We start from the raw sequence: 16,337 nt of genomic DNA, 5'->3' as shown, positions 1-16,337 counted from the left end.
GGGGTGGGTCCTCCTCGGACGGGTTCAGGACGATCGCGGCAGGCCGAGGCCGCGCTCGGCGATGATGCGGCGCTGGACCTCGCTCGACCCGCCCCAGACGGGCAGGATCACGGCGTGGCGGAACTCCTCGGCGAAGGCGCCGCCGGCCACCGCGCGCGGATCGCCGACCTCGCGCAGGCCCCGCGGGCCCAGCAGATCGACCAGGACGGTCGAGAAGCGCACCCGGGACTCGGCGCTGAACAGCTTGTGCATCGAGCCCTCGACGGTCGGCAGCCCGCCCGTCGCCTCGATCCAGCAGCTCCTGCGGCCCAGCAGCTTGGCCACCTCGACCTCGGTCGCGAGCCGTGCCAGCGACTCCCGGACGGCCGGATCTCCGATCGCGGCGGTGCCGTCGGGGCCGGGGGTCCCGGCCGCCTCGACGATCGTGGTGAGCAGCCGGGAGTCGTCGCCCACCCCGCTGCGCTCGTAGGTGAGGGCGGTCATCAGGACGTTCCATCCGCCGCCGACCTCGCCCACGCGGGCGTCGTCGGAGACCCGGACGTCGGTGTAGTGGACGGTGTTGGTGCGTTCGCCGCCGAGGGTCGCGATGGGGTGGATCTCGATGCCGGGCGTGTCCATCGGGACGAGGAACATGGTGAGGCCGCGGTGCTTGGCGCCCTCGGTGGAGGTGCGGGTCAGGAGGAAGACGTAGTGGGCCTCCTCGGCCAGGGTGGTGAACACCTTCTGGCCGTTGATCACCCAGCCGTCGCCGTCGCGTTCGGCGCGGGTGCGGGCGGCGGCGACGTCCGATCCGCCCTGCGGTTCGGTGTAGCCGAGGCAGATGAGGATCTCGCCGTTGATCGCCCGCGGCACGATCTCGGTGCGCATCCGCTCCGATCCGGCGGCCAGGAGGGTCCGGGCGACGAGCACGGTCATGCCCATGCCCTCGGTCGGGGCGTGGCGCTTCTTGAGCTCCTCACGCATGGCCATGAGCTCCAGCGGGCTGCGGCCCTGGCCCCCGTACTCGACCGGCCAGCCCGCGGCCAGCCAGCCACGGGCGGCCAGCGCCCGGTGCAGGTCCCAGTCGTGCATGGAGCCGCTGCGGCGCACCCGGTCGCGGACGTCCGGCGCGAGGTGCTCGTCGAGGAAGGCTGCGACCTCCGCCCGGAAGGCCTCTCCCTCGGCGCCCAGGTCGAAGTTCATGCGGGCCCCCTCGCGGGTTCAGGGCCGAACAGGAGGCCGGCCAGGTCCCGGTACTCCCGCCGCACCGACCCCCAGACCAGGGGGTGGGCCTGGGCCCGGCGGTAGTAGAGCTGGACGTCGTACTCGGTGGTGAACCCGTAGCCGCCGTGGAAGTGCAGGGCGTCGCCCGCGACGGCCACGGCCCGTTCGGCCGCGTAACAGAAGGCCATCGACGGCAGGGAGACGGCGCGGGGGTCGCGCACGTCGCAGGCCCAGGCGGCCTCGCGGACGAGCAGCCGGGCGCCGTCGATCGCCGTGGCGTGGTCGGCCAGAGCGGCGGCGACGGTCTGGAACGACCCGACGGGGCGGCCGAAGACCGTCCGCTCCTTCACGTAGGCGACCGCGATCTCCAGCGCCCTGGCCGCGAGCCCGACGAGCTGTGCGGCCGTCAGCAGCCGCCATTCCCGCAGGGCGAGGCCGAAGGCGGCGCGGGCGGGTTCGCCGTGGGCCAGGGGACGGCCCGCGGCCGGATCGAGGTGGCGGTCGGCCAGGGCCAGGCTCCCGATGTTCGGGGCGGCGGCCATCGGAGCGGGAGCTTCGTAGGCGGTCAGCGTCTCTCCGTCGCAGGCCAGCAGGGTCTCGGCCACGGCCCCGGCGGGGACCAGGTCGGCGCGCCCCTCGTGCGGGTGGTGCAGGACGAGCGTCGCGATCCGCCCGGCCGAGCATCCATCGAGGAGCTCCGCCGCGCCGGGGCCGCCGCACCGCTCCAGCAGCCGCGCGGCCACCAGGCTCTCGATGACGGGGGCACAGGCCAGGTGGCGTCCGGCGACCTCGGCGATCAGGACGAGCTGCACGGTGGTGGCGGCTTCGGGGCCGACGGCCAGTGCGGGGACGCCCATCCGCTGGAGCGCCGTCCAGAGGCCGGGGTCGAAGCCGAGGGGCTCGGCGGCCCGGACCCGGGACATCGAGGACTCCCTGGCCAGGAGGCCGTCGAGGGCCTCGACGAGTTCCTCCTCCTCGGGGCTGAGCGCCAGGTCCATCGTGTCGCCTGCGGTCGTCATCGCAGCAGCCTCCCCATCAGCCGCTGGGCGGACGGGCTGTAGGGCGGATACATGAAGGACAGGTCGGGCCGGCTGGGCTTGCGCAGGACGGCCTTGGGGTTGCTGAGCGCCTCGAAGCCCCAGCGCCCGTGGTAGCGGCCGGTGCCGCTGGTCCCGACCCCGCCGAACGGCAGATCGCTGACCGCGTGGTGCATCATCACGTGGTTGACGACCGTCCCGCCGGTGACGATCTCCCGGAGCACGCGCCGCTCGTCGTCGCGCTTCTCGGTGAACAGATACGTGGCGAGCGGCCGGGTGCCGCGCCGGACATGGCCGACCGCCTCCTCCAGGGAGCCGACGGTGACCACGGGCAGCAGCGGTCCGAAGATCTCCTCGCGCAGCAGGGCGGCGCCGGGCTCGGGGTCGACGATGACGGTCGGCTGCGCGCGGGCCCCTTCGGCGTCGACGGTGCCGCCGAGGACGGTCCGCCCGCCGGCGTCCACGAGCAGCCCGGCGAGCCTGGCCGCGTGCCGCGGGTTGACGATCCGCTGGTCCCCGCCCTCGGAGAAGGTCCGGACGGCCGCGACCAGCTCCTCGACGAACTCGTCCCTGACCCGCCGGTCGACCAGGACGTAGTCGGGGGAGATGCAGGTCTGGCCCGAGTTGAGGAGCTTGCCGAAGGCGATCCTGCGGGCGGCGACGCCGACGCGGGCGCTCTCCGTCACGATCGCCGGGCACTTGCCGCCGAGTTCGAGCGTCACGGGGGTGAGATGGCGGGCGGCGGCGGCCATGATCTCCTTGCCGACGGCCGGGCCGCCGGTGAAGAAGCAGTGGTCGGGCGCCTGGTCGAGCAGCGCCCTGGTGACGTCGGCGTCGCCCTCGACGACCGCGAACGCCCCGGGGTCGAGGTAGCCGGGGATCGCCTTGGCGAGCGCCGCCGAGCTGGCCGGGGCGAACTCCGACGGTTTGATCACCGCGCAGTTCCCCGCGGAGACCGCGGCGATCAGCGGCGCGACCACCAGGTGCACCGGATAGTTCCACGGTCCGATGATCAGGACGACGCCGAGGGGCTCGTGCTCGTACCAGGCCCTTCCCGGGCGGGTGCCGAGAGGGGCCCGGACCCGGTGCGGGCGCATCCATCCGCGCAGGTTCCGCAGGGCGTGGCGGACCTCCGCCTTGGTCGGGGCCAGGTCGAGCAGGACGCTCTCGAACGGCGTGCGCCCGAGGTCCTCGGCGAGCGCGGCGGCGAACTCGTCCTCGCACTCGACGAGCATCCGCTCGATGGCGCGGAGCTGGCCGGTGCGCCAGCCGCGGTCGCGGGTGCGGCCTCCGTCGAAGGTGCCGCGCAGCCGGGTGAAGGTCTCCATCAGGCCCCGCCCTCCCGCAGCAGCGTGTCGCGCAGCCGGTGCTTGAACAGCTTCCCGGTGTCGGAGCGGGGGAGTTCCTCGGTGAACAGGACGCGGCGGGGGCACTTGTAGCGGGCGAGGCTGCCCGCGCACCAGTCGGCCAGCTCGGCGGCCAGGTCGGGACCGGCGGCACCGGGATCGACGGGCTGGACGACCGCGACGGCCACCTCGCCGAGATCGGCGTCGGGGAGCCCGACGACGGCCACGTCCTGGACCAGCGGGTGCACGGCGAGGACGTTCTCGGCCTCCTGCGGGTAGATGTTCACCCCACCAGAAATGATCATGAAGGAGCTGCGGTCGGTCAGGTAGAGGTAGCCGTCCTCGTCGAGGCGGCCGATGTCGCCGACCGTCCGCCAGCCCTCGCGGCTGGTCGTCTCGGAGTCCTTCGCCGGGTCGTTGAGGTACTCGAAGTCCACGCCCTCGGCCCAGATGAGGCCGGGTTCACCGGCGGGCAGATCCCGGCCGTCCTCGTCGAGGATGTGCAGGGCGCCGAGCAGCGAACGGCCGACGGAGCCCGGGTGGGCGAGCCACTCGTCGGGGCCGATGAAGGTGAATCCGGCGCCCTCCGACGACGACCAGTACTCGTGGATGATCGGCCCCCACCAGTCCATCATCGCCCGCTTCACCCCGACCGGGCACGGCGCGGCGGCGTGGACGACGCCGCGCAGGCTGGACAGGTCGCTTCCCAGCCGGTCGGCCTCGGGGAGCCTGAGCATCCGGGTGAACATGGTCGGCACGAACTGCCCGTGGGTCACCCGGTGCTCCTCGATGAGCTCCAGCGTCCGCCGGGGATCGAACTTCGTGGACAGCACGACGGTCGCGCCGACGCGCAGCGCGGTCATCGTCCAGATGATGGGCGCGGAGTGGTAGAGCGGGGCGGGACAGAGGTAGACCGAGTCCTCCTGGACCCCGATCAGCCCGACGAGGAGCGCGAACATGTCCTCGGCGGCCGACCGGGGGGCCGGGCGCAGGGGCCGCCGGATGCCCTTGGGCCGTCCGGTCGTCCCCGAGGAGTACTGGAGGAGGTCGCCCTCGAGACCGGTGTCGCTCACGAAGTGCGGCGCCGCCGCCAGGACCTCCTCGTAGTCCTCCCAGAGCGGATGCGCGGTTCCGCGCAGGAGGCGGTGCAGGATCCCCGGTGCGAGCGCGGCGGTCAGCTCGGCGTGGACGGGCAGGTTCGCCGAGGCCAGGAGCGCCCGGGCACCGGAGTCGGCGAGGATGTGGGCGATCTCGTCCGCGCGGAAGCCGGTGTTCAGGGTGACGTGGTAGAGCCCGGCGAGCCGGCACGCCCACGTCATCTCCAGGTAGGCCGGGCTGTTCTCCGACAGGATCGCCACGACGTCGCCCACGTTCAGGCCCCGGCGCCGCAGCTCACCGGCCAGCCGTGAGACGCGGTCGGCGAGCTCGCCGTGGGTGAGGGTCTCGCCCGAATCACAGATCACGGCGGGGCGGCCGGGGTCGGTCCCGGCCCGGGGGAGCGCCCGGACGGCCGCCCGCGCGGCCTCGGCGGGGGGCCTCACAGCGTCACCGGCAGGTGCTCGACGCCCGCGATGAAACTGGAGGTGATCCGGCGGACGTCGCCGTCGATGCGCAGCCGCGGAAAGCGGGTGAGCAGCTCGGTGAGCATGATCGATATCTCCAGCTTCGCGAGCCGCGACCCGAGGCAGAAGTGCGGGCCGATGCCGAACGCGAGATGCGGGTTGGGGTCGCGGCGCAGGTCGAGGCGGTGGGGGTCGGCGAAGACCGAGGGGTCGCGGTTGGCGGCGCTGTACCAGAGGACGACCTTGTCGCCCGCGCGGATCCGCTGCCCGGCGAGCTCGGTGTCCCGGGTCGCGGTCCGCCGGAACTGCATGACCGGGGTGACGTGGCGGACCAGTTCGTCGGTCCCGGTGGCGAGCAGCCCGGGATCGCGGGCCAGCTCCGTCCACAGGCCCTGCTCCTGGAGCGCGATGACGGCTCCCGACAGCGAGTTCCTGGTGGTCTCGTTGCCCGCGATGACGAGGAGGATCCAGAACATGCAGAACTCGTCGTCGGTGAGGCGCTCGCCGTCGATCTCGGTGTTGGCGATGACGGACATGATGTCGGCGGTCGGGCGCCCGCGGCGGTCCGCGGCGACCTCCTTGCCGTACTCGATGGCCTCGGAGAACATCGCCACGGCCGCCATCGGGTCGCCCGCGAGCTCGGCGTCCTCGAAACCGATCATGGCGTCGGACCACTTGACGATCAGATGCCGGTCGGCTTCGGGCATCCCGAGCAGCTCGGCCAGCACCCGGGTCGGGAGCTCCTTGGAGACGGTCGTGACCAGGTCGATGGTCCCGGCGCCCGCGATGTCGTCGGCGAGGTCGCGGGCGTGCCGCGCGATGGAGGTCCGGAGCGCGCCGATCGCCTTCGGCATGAACGCCGGAGAGACGATCTTGCGCAGCCGGGAGTGCTCCGGCGGGTCCATGGTGAGCATCATCAGCCGCAGGCCCGCGAGGGTGATCTCGTCGGCCGTGAACATCTGGACGCCGCCCAGGTAGCTGGAGAACAGACCGGGTTCGCGGGACAGCCGGTGGACCAGCTCATGGCCGGTCACCGCCCAGAACCCGGGGGAGGGCGGCGCGGGGACGCCGCTGGAGGCCTCGCTGGCGCGCAGGGCGACGGCCCGCTCGTCCTGCCAGGCGACCGGAGCCGCCGCGCGCAGGAGGTCGAACGCCGCGTGCGGCGGACCGGTGACGAAGGTACGGGGATCGCTCAGGCTGACATCGCAGTGGTCCGCTACCCGCGCGGCTCCCTCGGGAGCCGTCTGGGGTTGCCGCACGTCGTCCATCTGGCTCCGTCCGGGGTGGTGGAGGATTCGCCACGACGTTACACATTTTACTTGGTGTCTTGTCAAGGGACGCGGTACCTTCACCCCATGCGGACACACGGATGGGGTGGATCACCTCCGGCGAGCGATGCGGAGGCCGTCGCCCGGATCATGGACATGACGCATCGCTGCGTCGAGGAACTGGGCGGCACCACGACGATCGCCCACGTCGCGACGGCCCTGGGCATCAGCCGTCCGACGGTGTACCGCTACTTCCCCGGTACCGACGCCCTGCTGACGGCGGCCGCGCTGGAGGGCACCAAGCCGTTCCTGAAGCGTCTGTCCCGCAGGCTCCGCAGGATCGACGATCCCGGTGAGGCGCTGGTCGAGGCCGTGGTCTACACGGTCCGCCACATCCCGAGCGAGCCGTACCTGCGGCTGCTGCTGGGCGGTTCGGGCCGCAACTCCCTGCTCCAGGGCGTCACCTCCGACGCCGCCCGCACCATCGGCCGGACCCTGCTGGACCAGGCGGGGGTCGACTGGGACGCCTCGGGCATCAGCCCCGCGCAGCGCGAGGAGCTGATCGAGTGGACGCTCCGCGTCATCCAGTCCTTCCTGCTCGATCCGGGCGGCCCCGAGCGGACGACGGAACAGTTCCGCGACTTCCTGCGCCGATGGCTGGCACCCGGTGTCGGCGCCGTCGTCAACCCGGTCCGGGCCGGGGCCGCCGAGCCGAGGGCCGCCTCATGAGCGGCCCCGGCGCGCTCTTCGAACGGTCGGGCTCGCAGCTCCTGCCCACCGACCACGCGCGGGGCCCCTGGCGGCCGGACGCGCTGCACGGGGGCGCGGTCGCGGCCCTGCTCGCGAGCGCGATCCAGGTTCCCGGCTGGAATCCGGCCCGGGTCACCTTCGAGCTGCTCGCACCGGTGCCCGCCAAGCCGCTGACCCTGGAGGTCTCACCGCCCGAGGGCGGCCGCCGGGTGGTGCGCCAGTCGGTCACCCTGCTGGAGGGCGGCACCCCCGTGGCCGAGGCCCGGTGCGTCGCGGTCCGGGAAGCCGTCCTCGATCTGCCCGCCGGCCTGGCCGGCGCCGCGGGCCCGTTCGCCGGGCTTCCCGAACCGGATCTGAGCCGGCCGCGGCCCGGGGTGCGGGAGGCGATCGGCTGGGACTCCTTCGACAGCGGCGCGGTGTCCGTCCGGTCGCTGCGCTCGGCGGACCTCGGGGCGAACACGGTCGGCATGTGGATCAACCTCCTGGTCTCCGTGGTGGAGGGCGAGCCGACGCCGCCCCTCTCCCGGATCGCCGCCGCGGCGGACTACGGCTCGGCCGCGACGGGAGCGATGCTCCCGTTCGACCGGTGGAGCTACATGAACACCGAGCTGACCCTGCACCTGCCGCGTGAGCTGTCCGGCTCCTGGGTGGGCCTCATCAGCACAGGTACGGTCGGACCGAACGGCCGCGGACTGGGGGCCGGCGACCTCTACGACCGTTCGGGACCGCTCGGACGCTCGGCGCAGACCCAGGTGGTGGAGGAACGCGAACGCGTCGTCCGCGAGTAGCCCGCCCGCGGAGTGCGCCGCTCAGGGGTCGCGGACGAGGAGCTCGACGACCTTCGAAGCGCGCTGTCCCAGCATGACCCGGCCGACGACGGCCATGTGGCTGCGCCAGTGCTCCTCGGCGGCGGTGGCGTCTCCGGCCTCGATCAGCTCGAGGAGCCGCCGCTGCGAGCGCAGTCCCCGGCGGCGGACGGCCACCGAGCCCGTGGGGTCGTCCGCCCGGCTCACCTCGGCGACCGACCGGACCACGATCTCGGTCAGCATCTCGGTGAGGACGGTGAGCGTCTGGTTGCCGCCGAGCTGCATCAGCCGCTCGTGGAAGGCGGCGTTGGCGTAGCCGAACCGCTCGGGGTCCTCGATCGCACGCTCCTCCTGGACGATCAGGGCGCGCAGTTCCGCGAGGGCGGCCGCCCGGTTCCGCCGGGAGGCGATCCTGCGGACCGCCAGCGGTTCCAGCATCGCCCTGGCCTCGAAGACGTCGGCGAGCGGGACGTTGCGGGCGCGCAGGACCAGGGAGCCGGTGCGGGCGGTCATCCGCTGGTCCGGCTGGTGGACGATCACGCCGCCGTACACCCCGCGCACGACGGTGATCAAGCCGTCCGCCTCGAGGATCCGCAGGGCCTCGCGCAGGGACGGCCTCGAGACCCCGAACCGCTCGATGAGCTCGGGCTCGCGGCCCAGCGAGTCGCCCTCGGAGAGCTCCCCGCTGACGATCAGCGCCCGGATCGCGTCGGCGACCTGATGGGGCTTCGCCCGGGAGGGCCCCTCGGCTCGAACTGGATCGGGTCGCACCACGCCCACCACAGTAGCGATCTCCGGGGGAGCCCGGACCGTCCGCCGGTCCCGCCGGACGCTCCAAAAGCGAGCGGTGATGCTAGCGTGACGCTGTGAAAAATGGCGGTTGCGGTGAAACGGGGCAGTTCGATCCGTCCGTGCCGTCGGAGGCGCGGATCATCGACTACCTGCGGGGCGGCAAGGACAACTTCGCCACCGACCGCGAGGTGGGCGACGCGCTGCTCGCGGTCGCTCCGGAGCTCCAGTCCATCACCAGGGACGGGCGGAGGTTCCTCGGGCGGGCCGTCAGGTACATGGCCGCGCAGGGGGTGCGGCAGTTCATCGACCTCGGCTGCGGGCTGCCGACGGGGGGAAGCGTCCACCAGATCCTCGAGGAGGCGGCGCCCGGATCGAAGGTCCTCTACGTCGACAACGACCCCGTCGTCGTCCGCCACGGCCAGGCGATCCTGGAGAAGGGGGAGGGGGCCGGCGTGCTGCTCGCCGACGTGCGGAACCCCGACGCGCTGCTCGACCGGCCCGAGGTGGCCGAGCTGATCGACCTCGACCGCCCGACGGGCGTCATCATGCAGGGCCTGCTCGCGGTGATCCTCGACGACGAGGCGGCGACCGGGATCGTCGAGCGGGTGGCCGGCCGGATCGCCCCCGGCAGTCATCTTCTGCTCTCCCATCCGATCGGCGACCTGTGCAGGGAGAAGGCGGAGCGGCTCGGCGACGTGTACCGCGACACCCGCCTGGTGACGGGGGAGCGGGAACGGGCCAGGGAGCGGGTGGACGTCGCCCGGTTCCTCGACGGCCTGGAGATCGTCCCGCCGGGTCTCGTCCCGCTGCCGGCCTGGCGTCCCGACCCGGGTGAGCCTCTCGTGAACCTGGACGGCTACTGGGCCGTCGGCGCCGTCGCGCGCAAAGCCTGACGCCGATTCGAGCCGATCGATTCAGGGCCGAATACAGAATGCCATTCGGTCCGTCCGTCACTCTCGGCAGTTGTTCGTGAAACTCTCATCGGCCATGATGGGGGAAAATGGGCGAATAGGGACGCCGCCTGATTCGCACCGTGAAGATCTTGTTTCGCGGCCTCTGGGTGCCTTGTAGCTTTTCTGGCACTATTTCCAAACTTAAATAGATTTCACTGTTCGGTTGGGCTAGCCTCTGGTCCACTCGTCGACCCCCGTCGTCAGAAAGCCGATCGGCGGTGCTCTGCGATGAGGGCAACCACGCCATTCGTCACGGAGTGTCATGAGCAAGTCCCCCCGTAGCCGCTCCCTGCGAACGAGGCTCATTCCGCTTCTGCTGATCCCGCTGACCACGCTCACACTTCTGTGGGGCTATCTCGCCGTGACCACGGTGGACAGCGCATTGCAGAATCGCATTTTCGACAAAGACAGCAGGCAGCTCGCTGATCTTGACAAAGAGCTTGACGCGGAGTTGTCGGCCGAGCGCATTGATACCGCCCAGTTCCTGGCCACGCCCAGGGCCAAAGGCGACGTGCTGAGGAGCCAGCGGCTGCGCACCGACGACATCGTGGCCCGGTACCGCGCGACCGTGGATCGGGTGTCCCGCCCCCAGGGCAACGGCGCCGAGTACACCACCCGCGCCAGGGAGATGGCGGCCCAGCTCGAACGGCTGCCCGAGGTGCGCAAGCAGGTCGACGACCGCTCGGCCGACCGGGTGCGGATCTTCGACGCCTACAACGCCATGTACGACGCGCTGTACCTGATGTACGAGTCCACGAACGTCTTCAGCGACCAGCGGCTCAGCCGGGCGGTCAACGCGACCATCAACGGCGGCCGGGCGATGGAGCGCATCACCCGGGAGAGCATCCTTCTCACCGCCGCCTTCGCCAACGGCGGCCAGATGAGCCGCAACGACCGCGACGCCTTCGTCGGCACCGTCCGCGAGCAGCGGCTCCTGTGGGACCTGGAGCGGGCCAACATGCCCGACGATCTCTACGAGACCTACCTGCGGAAGGTCCTGGAGGGCCCGGACTACCAGCGGCTCCGCACCATGGAGGAGCAGATCGTCGCCGCTCCCGGCAACCGGATCACCGTCGACCCCGCGCTGTGGGGCTCCACGGTGAAGGCGGCCAAGACCACGATCGGCATGGCGCACTACGCGGTCTCCGACCAGTACGGCGACGAGGGCGACGCCTTCGGCGAGCGGATCCTCCTCCGCGCGGGACTCCTCGGCGGGCTGGGGCTCATCGCCGTCCTGCTGTCGATCGTGCTGTCCGTCCGCTTCGCCCGGACCCTGCTGCGCGAGCTCCTGCGCCTGCGCGACGAGGCCCGCGAGCTGGCGGTCGGCCGGCTGCCGCATCTGGTGGCCAGGCTGCGTTCGGGGGCCGAGGTCGACATGGCCGAGGAGATGCCCGTGTGGCGTCCCAGCCGGATCCGCGAGGTCGGCGAGGTCGCCGAGGCCTTCGCCGCGACCCAGCGCACCGCCGTCGCGGCCGCCGTCGGCGAGGCCGACCTCCGCCGCGGGTCCAGCCGGATCTTCCTGAACATCGCCCGCCGCAACCAGTCCCTGCTCCAGCGGCAGCTCGTCATGCTCGACCAGCTGGAGAGCCGCGCCGAGGCCGACAACCTCGCCGACCTGTTCAAGCTCGACCACCTCACGACCCGCATGCGCCGCCAGGCGGAGAACCTGATCATCCTCTCCGGGACGGTTCCGGCCCGCGGCTGGAAGCAGCCGGTCCGGATGATCGACGTCCTGCGGGCCGCCATCGCGGAGATCGAGCAGTACACCCGGGTGTCGGTCGTCAGGACCACCGACGACGGAGTCTCCGGTGCGGCCGCGACCGACGTCATCCATCTGCTCGCCGAGCTCATCGAGAACGCCACCTCCTTCTCCCCGCCGGGCACCGAGGTCGACGTCTCGGCGAGCGAGGCCGGCAACGGCTGCGTCGTGGAGATCGAGGACCGTGGCCTCGGAATGACGCAGCAGGCGTACGAGCAGATCAACGAATGGCTGGCCAACCCGCCCGACCTCGACATCGTCGACACCGACCAGCTCGGCCTGTTCGTGGCCGCCAGGCTGGCGGCCAGGCACGGCATCAAGGTCATGCTGCGGCCCTCGCCGTTCGGCGGCGCGACCGCGATCGTGCTGATCCCCAGCGAGATCCTCGTCGCCCGCGACGGGACGGCCGGCCTCGGCGACCGGAATGCCTCACGCGAGGCCGGGTCGGGCCGCCTGCGCGGCCCGGCCGTCAACGTCCAGGACGCCGGGGAGGCGTCCGTCCCGCCGGACGCCCGTGCGCTGAAGCCGGGAACCTCGCCCGCCGCCACGGGACGCCACGCCGGACCCCGGGAACCCGGCGGCCGCCGGATCGCGCAGGCCTCCCGGGGCAGCGCCGCCGAGGGCCCCCTGCACGCGGGGCTGCCGGTCCGCACCCGCGGAGTGAACATGACGCCGAGCCTGCGCACGGTCGACCCCGCCGAAGAGGCCGGGGAACGCGAGCCCGTCACCGAGCGCTCGCCCGAGCGGGCACGGCTGCGGATGTCGGCCGTGCAGAGCGGGTGGCGGCGAGGAAGAGAGGCCGACGTGACCCCGGCCGACCACGAGAACCCTACGGAGATGTCATGAAATCCACGGCGGGCAGCAGCAAGCTGGACTGGCTGCTCAACGAGTTCGTGTCCAACGTCCCGGCGGTCCGCCAGTCGGTGATCCTCTCCAGGGACGGCATCACGATGGCCGCCTCGGAGAACCTGACCCGCGAGGACGCCGAGCATCTGTCGGCCCTGGCCGCCGGGCTCCAGGGCCTGGCGAGGGGCGCGGGCCGCCACTTCAACGGGGGACGGATCCAGCAGACCGTCATCGAGATGGAATCGTTCATGCTGTTCGTCACCGCCGCGGGTGACGGAAGCTGCCTGGCCGTCCTGTGCGACGCCGACCTCGACGCCGACGCGGGACAGATCGCCTACGAGATGACGGTCCTGGTCAAGCGGGTCGGCGCGCATCTTGAGGCCGCCCCGCGCCAGGCCCCCGTTCCCGCACACGGTCTTGAAGGCTGATGGAAGAACAGCCGGACCGATGGCTGGAGGTCGAGCGGGGACCGATCGTCCGGCCCTACGCGCTGACCCGCGGAAGGACGGAGCCCGAAGGGGAGGCCTTCCACCTCATCTCGGTCGTGCAGGCCCGGGTCGAACCCGGCGCCGTGTCACGGGCGGAACCGGAGCACCACCTCCTGCTCACGTTGTGCCAGCGGCCCGTCTCGGTGGTCGACCTGGCCTCTGACGCGCGTCTCCCGCTGGGGGTGACGCGCGTCCTCCTGGGCGACCTGCGGCACAGGGGGATGATCATCACAAGGCCGGCCGCCGCCCGGAACGACGGCGCCGTCGACATCCACATCATCCGGGAGGTCCTCAATGGGCTCCGAGCCCTCTGACACGGCCCGCCTCACCACCACGAAGATCGTCATCGCGGGCGGTTTCGGCGTGGGCAAGACCACGATGGTCGGCTCGGTGAGCGAGATCCGTCCGCTGTTCACCGAGGAACCGCTGACCGAGCGGAGCGTGGGCGTCGACGATCTCGCGCTGGTCGACCGGAAGACCACGACGACCGTGGCGATGGACTTCGGCCGCATCACCATCCGCGACGACCTCGTCCTCTATCTCTTCGGGACGCCCGGCCAGGACCGCTTCTGGTTCATGTGGGACGAGATGACCTATGGCGCCCTCGGTGCCGTCGTCCTGGCCGACACCCGCAGGCTCACCACCTGCTTCCCGGCCATCGACTACTTCGAGGAACGCGGCGTCCCCTTCCTGGTCGCCGTCAACTGCTTCCCCGACACCGGCTCCCACGATCCCGCCGACATCGCGATAGCCCTCGACCTGAACCCGGGCGTCCCCGTCCTCCTGTGCGACGTCCGCCGCCGGGACTCCACCCGCGAGGTCTTCGTCCGCCTCCTCGAACACGTCATCGCCGAGTCCCCGCAGGCCCTGAACGGCGCCCACCATGAAACCGGCTGACATTGGCTGAAACCGGCTGAACCCGGCGGCCCCCGAAAGGGCCGCCGGGCCGGACCACCGGGAGGGGTCAGTCCAGAATCTTGATCTCCAGGGCGGGGGAGGCCGCGATCTGGTCGTCGGTGAAGCGCTCGGTGACCCACTGCCCGGCCGAGAACAGCTTGGTCTGGTCGGTGTAGTGGGGGGAGGCGGGGTTCGCCGACTGGGAGTAGGTCAGGACGGACCGGGTCTCGGGCGGGCCTTCGGCGGTGAACCGCACGATCTGGATGAAGCTGGAGCCGAAGGTGATGTCGAACTTGCCGTCGACCTGACCGGGAGTGATCACGTTCAGGACGCCCAGCTGGCCCACCGAGCCGTGGATCGGGATCTGCTCGTTGTTGCGGGTGACCTTCTGGACGTCCGACAGCGCCGCGTTCAGCGGGACGCCCGCCGTGCGCAGGGCGAGGACCGCGCGGCCGAAGGCGTCACGGACGGCCGAGCTGCCGGAGTCCAGCGAGTTGGGTGTGTGGATCGGGTCGTCGCGGTCGAAGGGGACCCGCCACGGTAGTTTCTCGACGCCCTGCCCGTTGAGCAGGATGACCCAGAAGTTCGCGAACAGCCAGGAGCCGCGGCCCGTCAGCGAGTAGTCGTGGTCCTTCCAGGCGGCCAGGATCGGGCACGCCTCACTGACGTTGACGACCTTGCCGTCCACCAGGATGAGCCCGAAGGGCTGGTTCTGGCACATCGTCACCGTGGCGTTGAGCGCCAGGTCGGCGGCCCTGCTGTTGTCGGCGAACAGCAGTTTGCCCATGGTCTCCGGGGTGAAGCCCCGGCCCGGCAGGCCGTCGGTTCCGTTGATCCGGTTCTGCGCGGTGAGGATCAGCTCCTGGGTGCGCAGCGACCGGGGCGCCGAGGTGTTGCCCATCACCCGGGGGTAGGTCAGCGGCTGCGCCGGGTTGGCCAGCCACGGGCTGTCGTTGGCGTTGCCCGCGAAGTCGGACCTGATCAGGCGCGGCTGCTTGGCCGGGTCCAGCAGGCCGGGCGCGGCCGCGTTCGGGTCGTCCGGCCAGTCGCACGCGCTGCGCTTGCCGTCGAAGATGGAGATCGGCGGCACGTCCGCCCGCAGCACCTGGTTGAACAGCAGCGTGCCCGTCGCGGTGAGGCAGGAGTCCGCGTGGGCGTCGGTGATGTTCGGGGTGGCCTGGATGTCGGCGTAGAGCGCCTTGCCCTGGCGGTCGGAGGCGACGGTGTTGAAGAAGGGCACGCCCTGGGTGGTCTCCAGGGTGGTCACGACGTCCTCGACGTTCTTGGCCTGGTCGAGCCGGAACCAGGTGTTCAGCGCCCGCAGGTTGCCCATGTTCGCGTCGCGCACCGCGTGCGCGCTGACGATCCACGGCAGCCCGACGCCCTGCATCGAGGCGGTGACCGGGCCGTAGCGGGTGGACCACAGCGTCCTGGTGACCTTGCCGAGGGTGCCGTCGGCGTTCAGCACGTCGACCGCCACCTGCTGCGAGGTCATCTTCTGCCAGGCGCCGTCGACCAGGTAGGAGGTCGGGTTCAGCGGATCCACCTGCACGTCGAACAGCCCGAACGGGGCGACGGTGGCCACGGTGTGGCTCCAGGCGACGTCGTCGTTGTGGCCCATGTTCACCGCGGGAAGGCCGAGCAGCCCGGCCCCCGAGACGTTGACCTTGCCCGGGATCGTCAGGTGGCTCTGCCACATGCGGTTCTTGCCCTGCCACGGGAAGTGCGGGTTGGCCAGCATCATGCTGGTGCCGCCCGACACTCCCTGCGAGCCGACCGCGAGCGCGTTGCTGCCCATGCCCTGCTCGCGGCTCGCCGCCACCGCCTCGCGGATCTTCTTCGCGGTCTTCGCCGGGTCCGGGGCCTTCGCCGCCGTCTTGGCGGCGGACGCGCCCGGGGGCTGGGCGGTCACGAGGCCGTCCAGCAGCGGGTCGGCGCTGCCCATGATGATCTCGGCGTGAGCGTGCCGGTAGACGTCCAGCTCCGTGATCGGCCGCACCCAGGCGGCGCCGCGGCAGGCCGGGTCGGTGATGCCGGCGACGCCCGTCTCGGCCAGGTACCTGTTGTACCCCTGCACGAAGCCGCGGATGGTCTCCTTGACCTCCGGCTCGGGCCCGTCGGGGGCGGGCCGGTCGATCTGCCGCTCCACCACCCGGTCGTCGTTGATCCGCTGGAAGTACAGGTCGCTGTTGAGGTTGGTGGTGCTGTTCTGGCTCTGGCCGGGGCTCGCCTTGCCCGCGGGCCCCAGGTAGCGGGACCGCTGGGCGTTGACCATCAGATAGGTGTCGGCCAGCGTGCAGATGTTGTCCTTGGCCGCCGCGTAACCGTAGCCCGTCCCGAGGCCCTCCCAGTCCTTGGCGATGATGTGCGGGATGCCGTACTCGGTGTAACGGATGGTCGGTTCGTCCGGCCCCTCCTCCGCGGCGGCCGTCCCGACGGCCGCCATCGTGCCCATCACCGCCATCGCGGCGACCACCGCCATCGGCAGCCTCACGCTGAGTCTCCTCCGAGCCATCGAGCCGTCCTCTCCCTGAACCCATCGGCCCCAGGCCGCTGGGTTCAGGGAAGCGCCGGGCGCCGCGGATGTCACTCCGGAGCGTTCCGGATGTCCAGGCCGGTGCCTTCGTCCT

Annotated in this window: 14 protein-coding genes; 7 read left to right on the top strand and 7 right to left on the bottom strand. The window is 71.7% G+C overall.

Features of this window, described 5'->3' with window-relative positions; all coding sequences use genetic code 11:
- Positions 1-24: 24 nt before the first annotated feature.
- The 5 genes from ABD785_RS13640 to ABD785_RS13620 are packed head-to-tail and all read right to left on the bottom strand — an operon-like array spanning position 25 to position 6,416.
- Positions 25-1,182 (bottom strand): acyl-CoA dehydrogenase family protein, encoded by a 1,158-nt coding sequence (locus ABD785_RS13640; protein ID WP_344827292.1) that lies wholly within the window; start codon positions 1,180-1,182, stop codon positions 25-27.
- A complete protein-coding gene (locus ABD785_RS13635; RefSeq protein ID WP_344827289.1) occupies positions 1,179-2,222 on the bottom strand; it encodes an acyl-CoA dehydrogenase family protein in 1,044 nt (347 codons plus the stop codon). The genes ABD785_RS13640 and ABD785_RS13635 overlap by 4 nt, the downstream gene beginning before the upstream one ends.
- On the bottom strand, positions 2,219-3,568 hold the full coding sequence (locus ABD785_RS13630; protein WP_344827285.1) for an aldehyde dehydrogenase family protein: 1,350 nt from the start codon (positions 3,566-3,568) through the stop codon (positions 2,219-2,221). The genes ABD785_RS13635 and ABD785_RS13630 overlap by 4 nt, the downstream gene beginning before the upstream one ends.
- Complete coding sequence (locus tag ABD785_RS13625; protein WP_344827282.1) at positions 3,568-5,127, bottom strand: AMP-binding protein; 1,560 nt, start codon at positions 5,125-5,127, stop codon at positions 3,568-3,570. Before ABD785_RS13625 ends, ABD785_RS13630 begins: the two co-directional genes overlap by 1 nt.
- On the bottom strand, positions 5,124-6,416 hold the full coding sequence (locus ABD785_RS13620; RefSeq protein WP_344827279.1) for a cytochrome P450: 1,293 nt from the start codon (positions 6,414-6,416) through the stop codon (positions 5,124-5,126). Before ABD785_RS13620 ends, ABD785_RS13625 begins: the two co-directional genes overlap by 4 nt.
- Before the next feature lie 87 nt (positions 6,417-6,503).
- Here ABD785_RS13620 and ABD785_RS13615 point away from each other — a divergent pair, with 87 nt between their 5' ends.
- Positions 6,504-7,145 (top strand): TetR/AcrR family transcriptional regulator, encoded by a 642-nt coding sequence (locus ABD785_RS13615; RefSeq protein ID WP_344827274.1) that lies wholly within the window; start codon positions 6,504-6,506, stop codon positions 7,143-7,145.
- Positions 7,142-7,954, top strand: a complete 813-nt coding sequence (locus ABD785_RS13610) for a thioesterase family protein (protein ID WP_344827271.1) — start codon at positions 7,142-7,144, stop codon at positions 7,952-7,954. The genes ABD785_RS13615 and ABD785_RS13610 overlap by 4 nt, the downstream gene beginning before the upstream one ends.
- A 21-nt stretch (positions 7,955-7,975) precedes the next feature.
- Here ABD785_RS13610 and ABD785_RS13605 read toward each other — a convergent pair whose 3' ends face one another.
- A complete protein-coding gene (locus ABD785_RS13605; protein ID WP_344827267.1) occupies positions 7,976-8,746 on the bottom strand; it encodes a FadR/GntR family transcriptional regulator in 771 nt (256 codons plus the stop codon).
- 92 nt (positions 8,747-8,838) lie between these two features.
- Here ABD785_RS13605 and ABD785_RS13600 point away from each other — a divergent pair, with 92 nt between their 5' ends.
- From ABD785_RS13600 to ABD785_RS13580, 5 genes are all read left to right on the top strand, one after another.
- Positions 8,839-9,657 carry an SAM-dependent methyltransferase gene (locus ABD785_RS13600; protein WP_344827264.1) on the top strand — a complete coding sequence of 273 codons (819 nt, stop codon included), beginning with the start codon at positions 8,839-8,841 and terminating at the stop codon, positions 9,655-9,657.
- A gap of 322 nt (positions 9,658-9,979) precedes the next feature.
- Positions 9,980-12,322 (top strand): sensor histidine kinase, encoded by a 2,343-nt coding sequence (locus ABD785_RS13595; protein WP_344827260.1) that lies wholly within the window; start codon positions 9,980-9,982, stop codon positions 12,320-12,322.
- A complete protein-coding gene (locus tag ABD785_RS13590) occupies positions 12,319-12,750 on the top strand; it encodes a roadblock/LC7 domain-containing protein (RefSeq protein ID WP_344827258.1) in 432 nt (143 codons plus the stop codon). The genes ABD785_RS13595 and ABD785_RS13590 overlap by 4 nt, the downstream gene beginning before the upstream one ends.
- Positions 12,750-13,124, top strand: a complete 375-nt coding sequence (locus ABD785_RS13585) for a DUF742 domain-containing protein (RefSeq protein WP_344827256.1) — start codon at positions 12,750-12,752, stop codon at positions 13,122-13,124. The genes ABD785_RS13590 and ABD785_RS13585 overlap by 1 nt, the downstream gene beginning before the upstream one ends.
- Positions 13,105-13,707, top strand: coding sequence for a GTP-binding protein (locus ABD785_RS13580; RefSeq protein WP_344827254.1), 603 nt, complete (start codon positions 13,105-13,107; stop codon positions 13,705-13,707). Before ABD785_RS13585 ends, ABD785_RS13580 begins: the two co-directional genes overlap by 20 nt.
- A gap of 67 nt (positions 13,708-13,774) precedes the next feature.
- Here the strand turns inward: ABD785_RS13580 and ABD785_RS13575 are convergent, their stop codons facing one another.
- On the bottom strand, positions 13,775-16,201 hold the full coding sequence (locus ABD785_RS13575) for a penicillin acylase family protein (protein WP_344827251.1): 2,427 nt from the start codon (positions 16,199-16,201) through the stop codon (positions 13,775-13,777).
- Positions 16,202-16,337: the final 136 nt, after the last annotated feature.

This window comes from Actinocorallia longicatena (assembly GCF_039534125.1).
Taxonomy (GTDB): Bacteria; Actinomycetota; Actinomycetes; order Streptosporangiales; family Streptosporangiaceae; genus Actinocorallia; species Actinocorallia longicatena.
This window is presented reverse-complemented; position numbering and strand designations above follow the sequence as displayed.

Coding starts and splice junctions, on each gene's coding strand:
- ABD785_RS13640 (WP_344827292.1), bottom strand. CDS start 1,182: ATGAACTTCGACCTGGGCGCCGAGGGAGAGGCCTTCCGGGCGGAGGTC.
- ABD785_RS13635 (WP_344827289.1), bottom strand. CDS start 2,222: ATGACGACCGCAGGCGACACGATGGACCTGGCGCTCAGCCCCGAGGAG.
- ABD785_RS13630 (WP_344827285.1), bottom strand. CDS start 3,568: ATGGAGACCTTCACCCGGCTGCGCGGCACCTTCGACGGAGGCCGCACC.
- ABD785_RS13620 (WP_344827279.1), bottom strand. CDS start 6,416: ATGGACGACGTGCGGCAACCCCAGACGGCTCCCGAGGGAGCCGCGCGG.
- ABD785_RS13615 (WP_344827274.1), top strand. CDS start 6,504: ATGCGGACACACGGATGGGGTGGATCACCTCCGGCGAGCGATGCGGAG.
- ABD785_RS13610 (WP_344827271.1), top strand. CDS start 7,142: ATGAGCGGCCCCGGCGCGCTCTTCGAACGGTCGGGCTCGCAGCTCCTG.
- ABD785_RS13595 (WP_344827260.1), top strand. CDS start 9,980: ATGAGCAAGTCCCCCCGTAGCCGCTCCCTGCGAACGAGGCTCATTCCG.
- ABD785_RS13590 (WP_344827258.1), top strand. CDS start 12,319: ATGAAATCCACGGCGGGCAGCAGCAAGCTGGACTGGCTGCTCAACGAG.
- ABD785_RS13585 (WP_344827256.1), top strand. CDS start 12,750: ATGGAAGAACAGCCGGACCGATGGCTGGAGGTCGAGCGGGGACCGATC.
- ABD785_RS13580 (WP_344827254.1), top strand. CDS start 13,105: ATGGGCTCCGAGCCCTCTGACACGGCCCGCCTCACCACCACGAAGATC.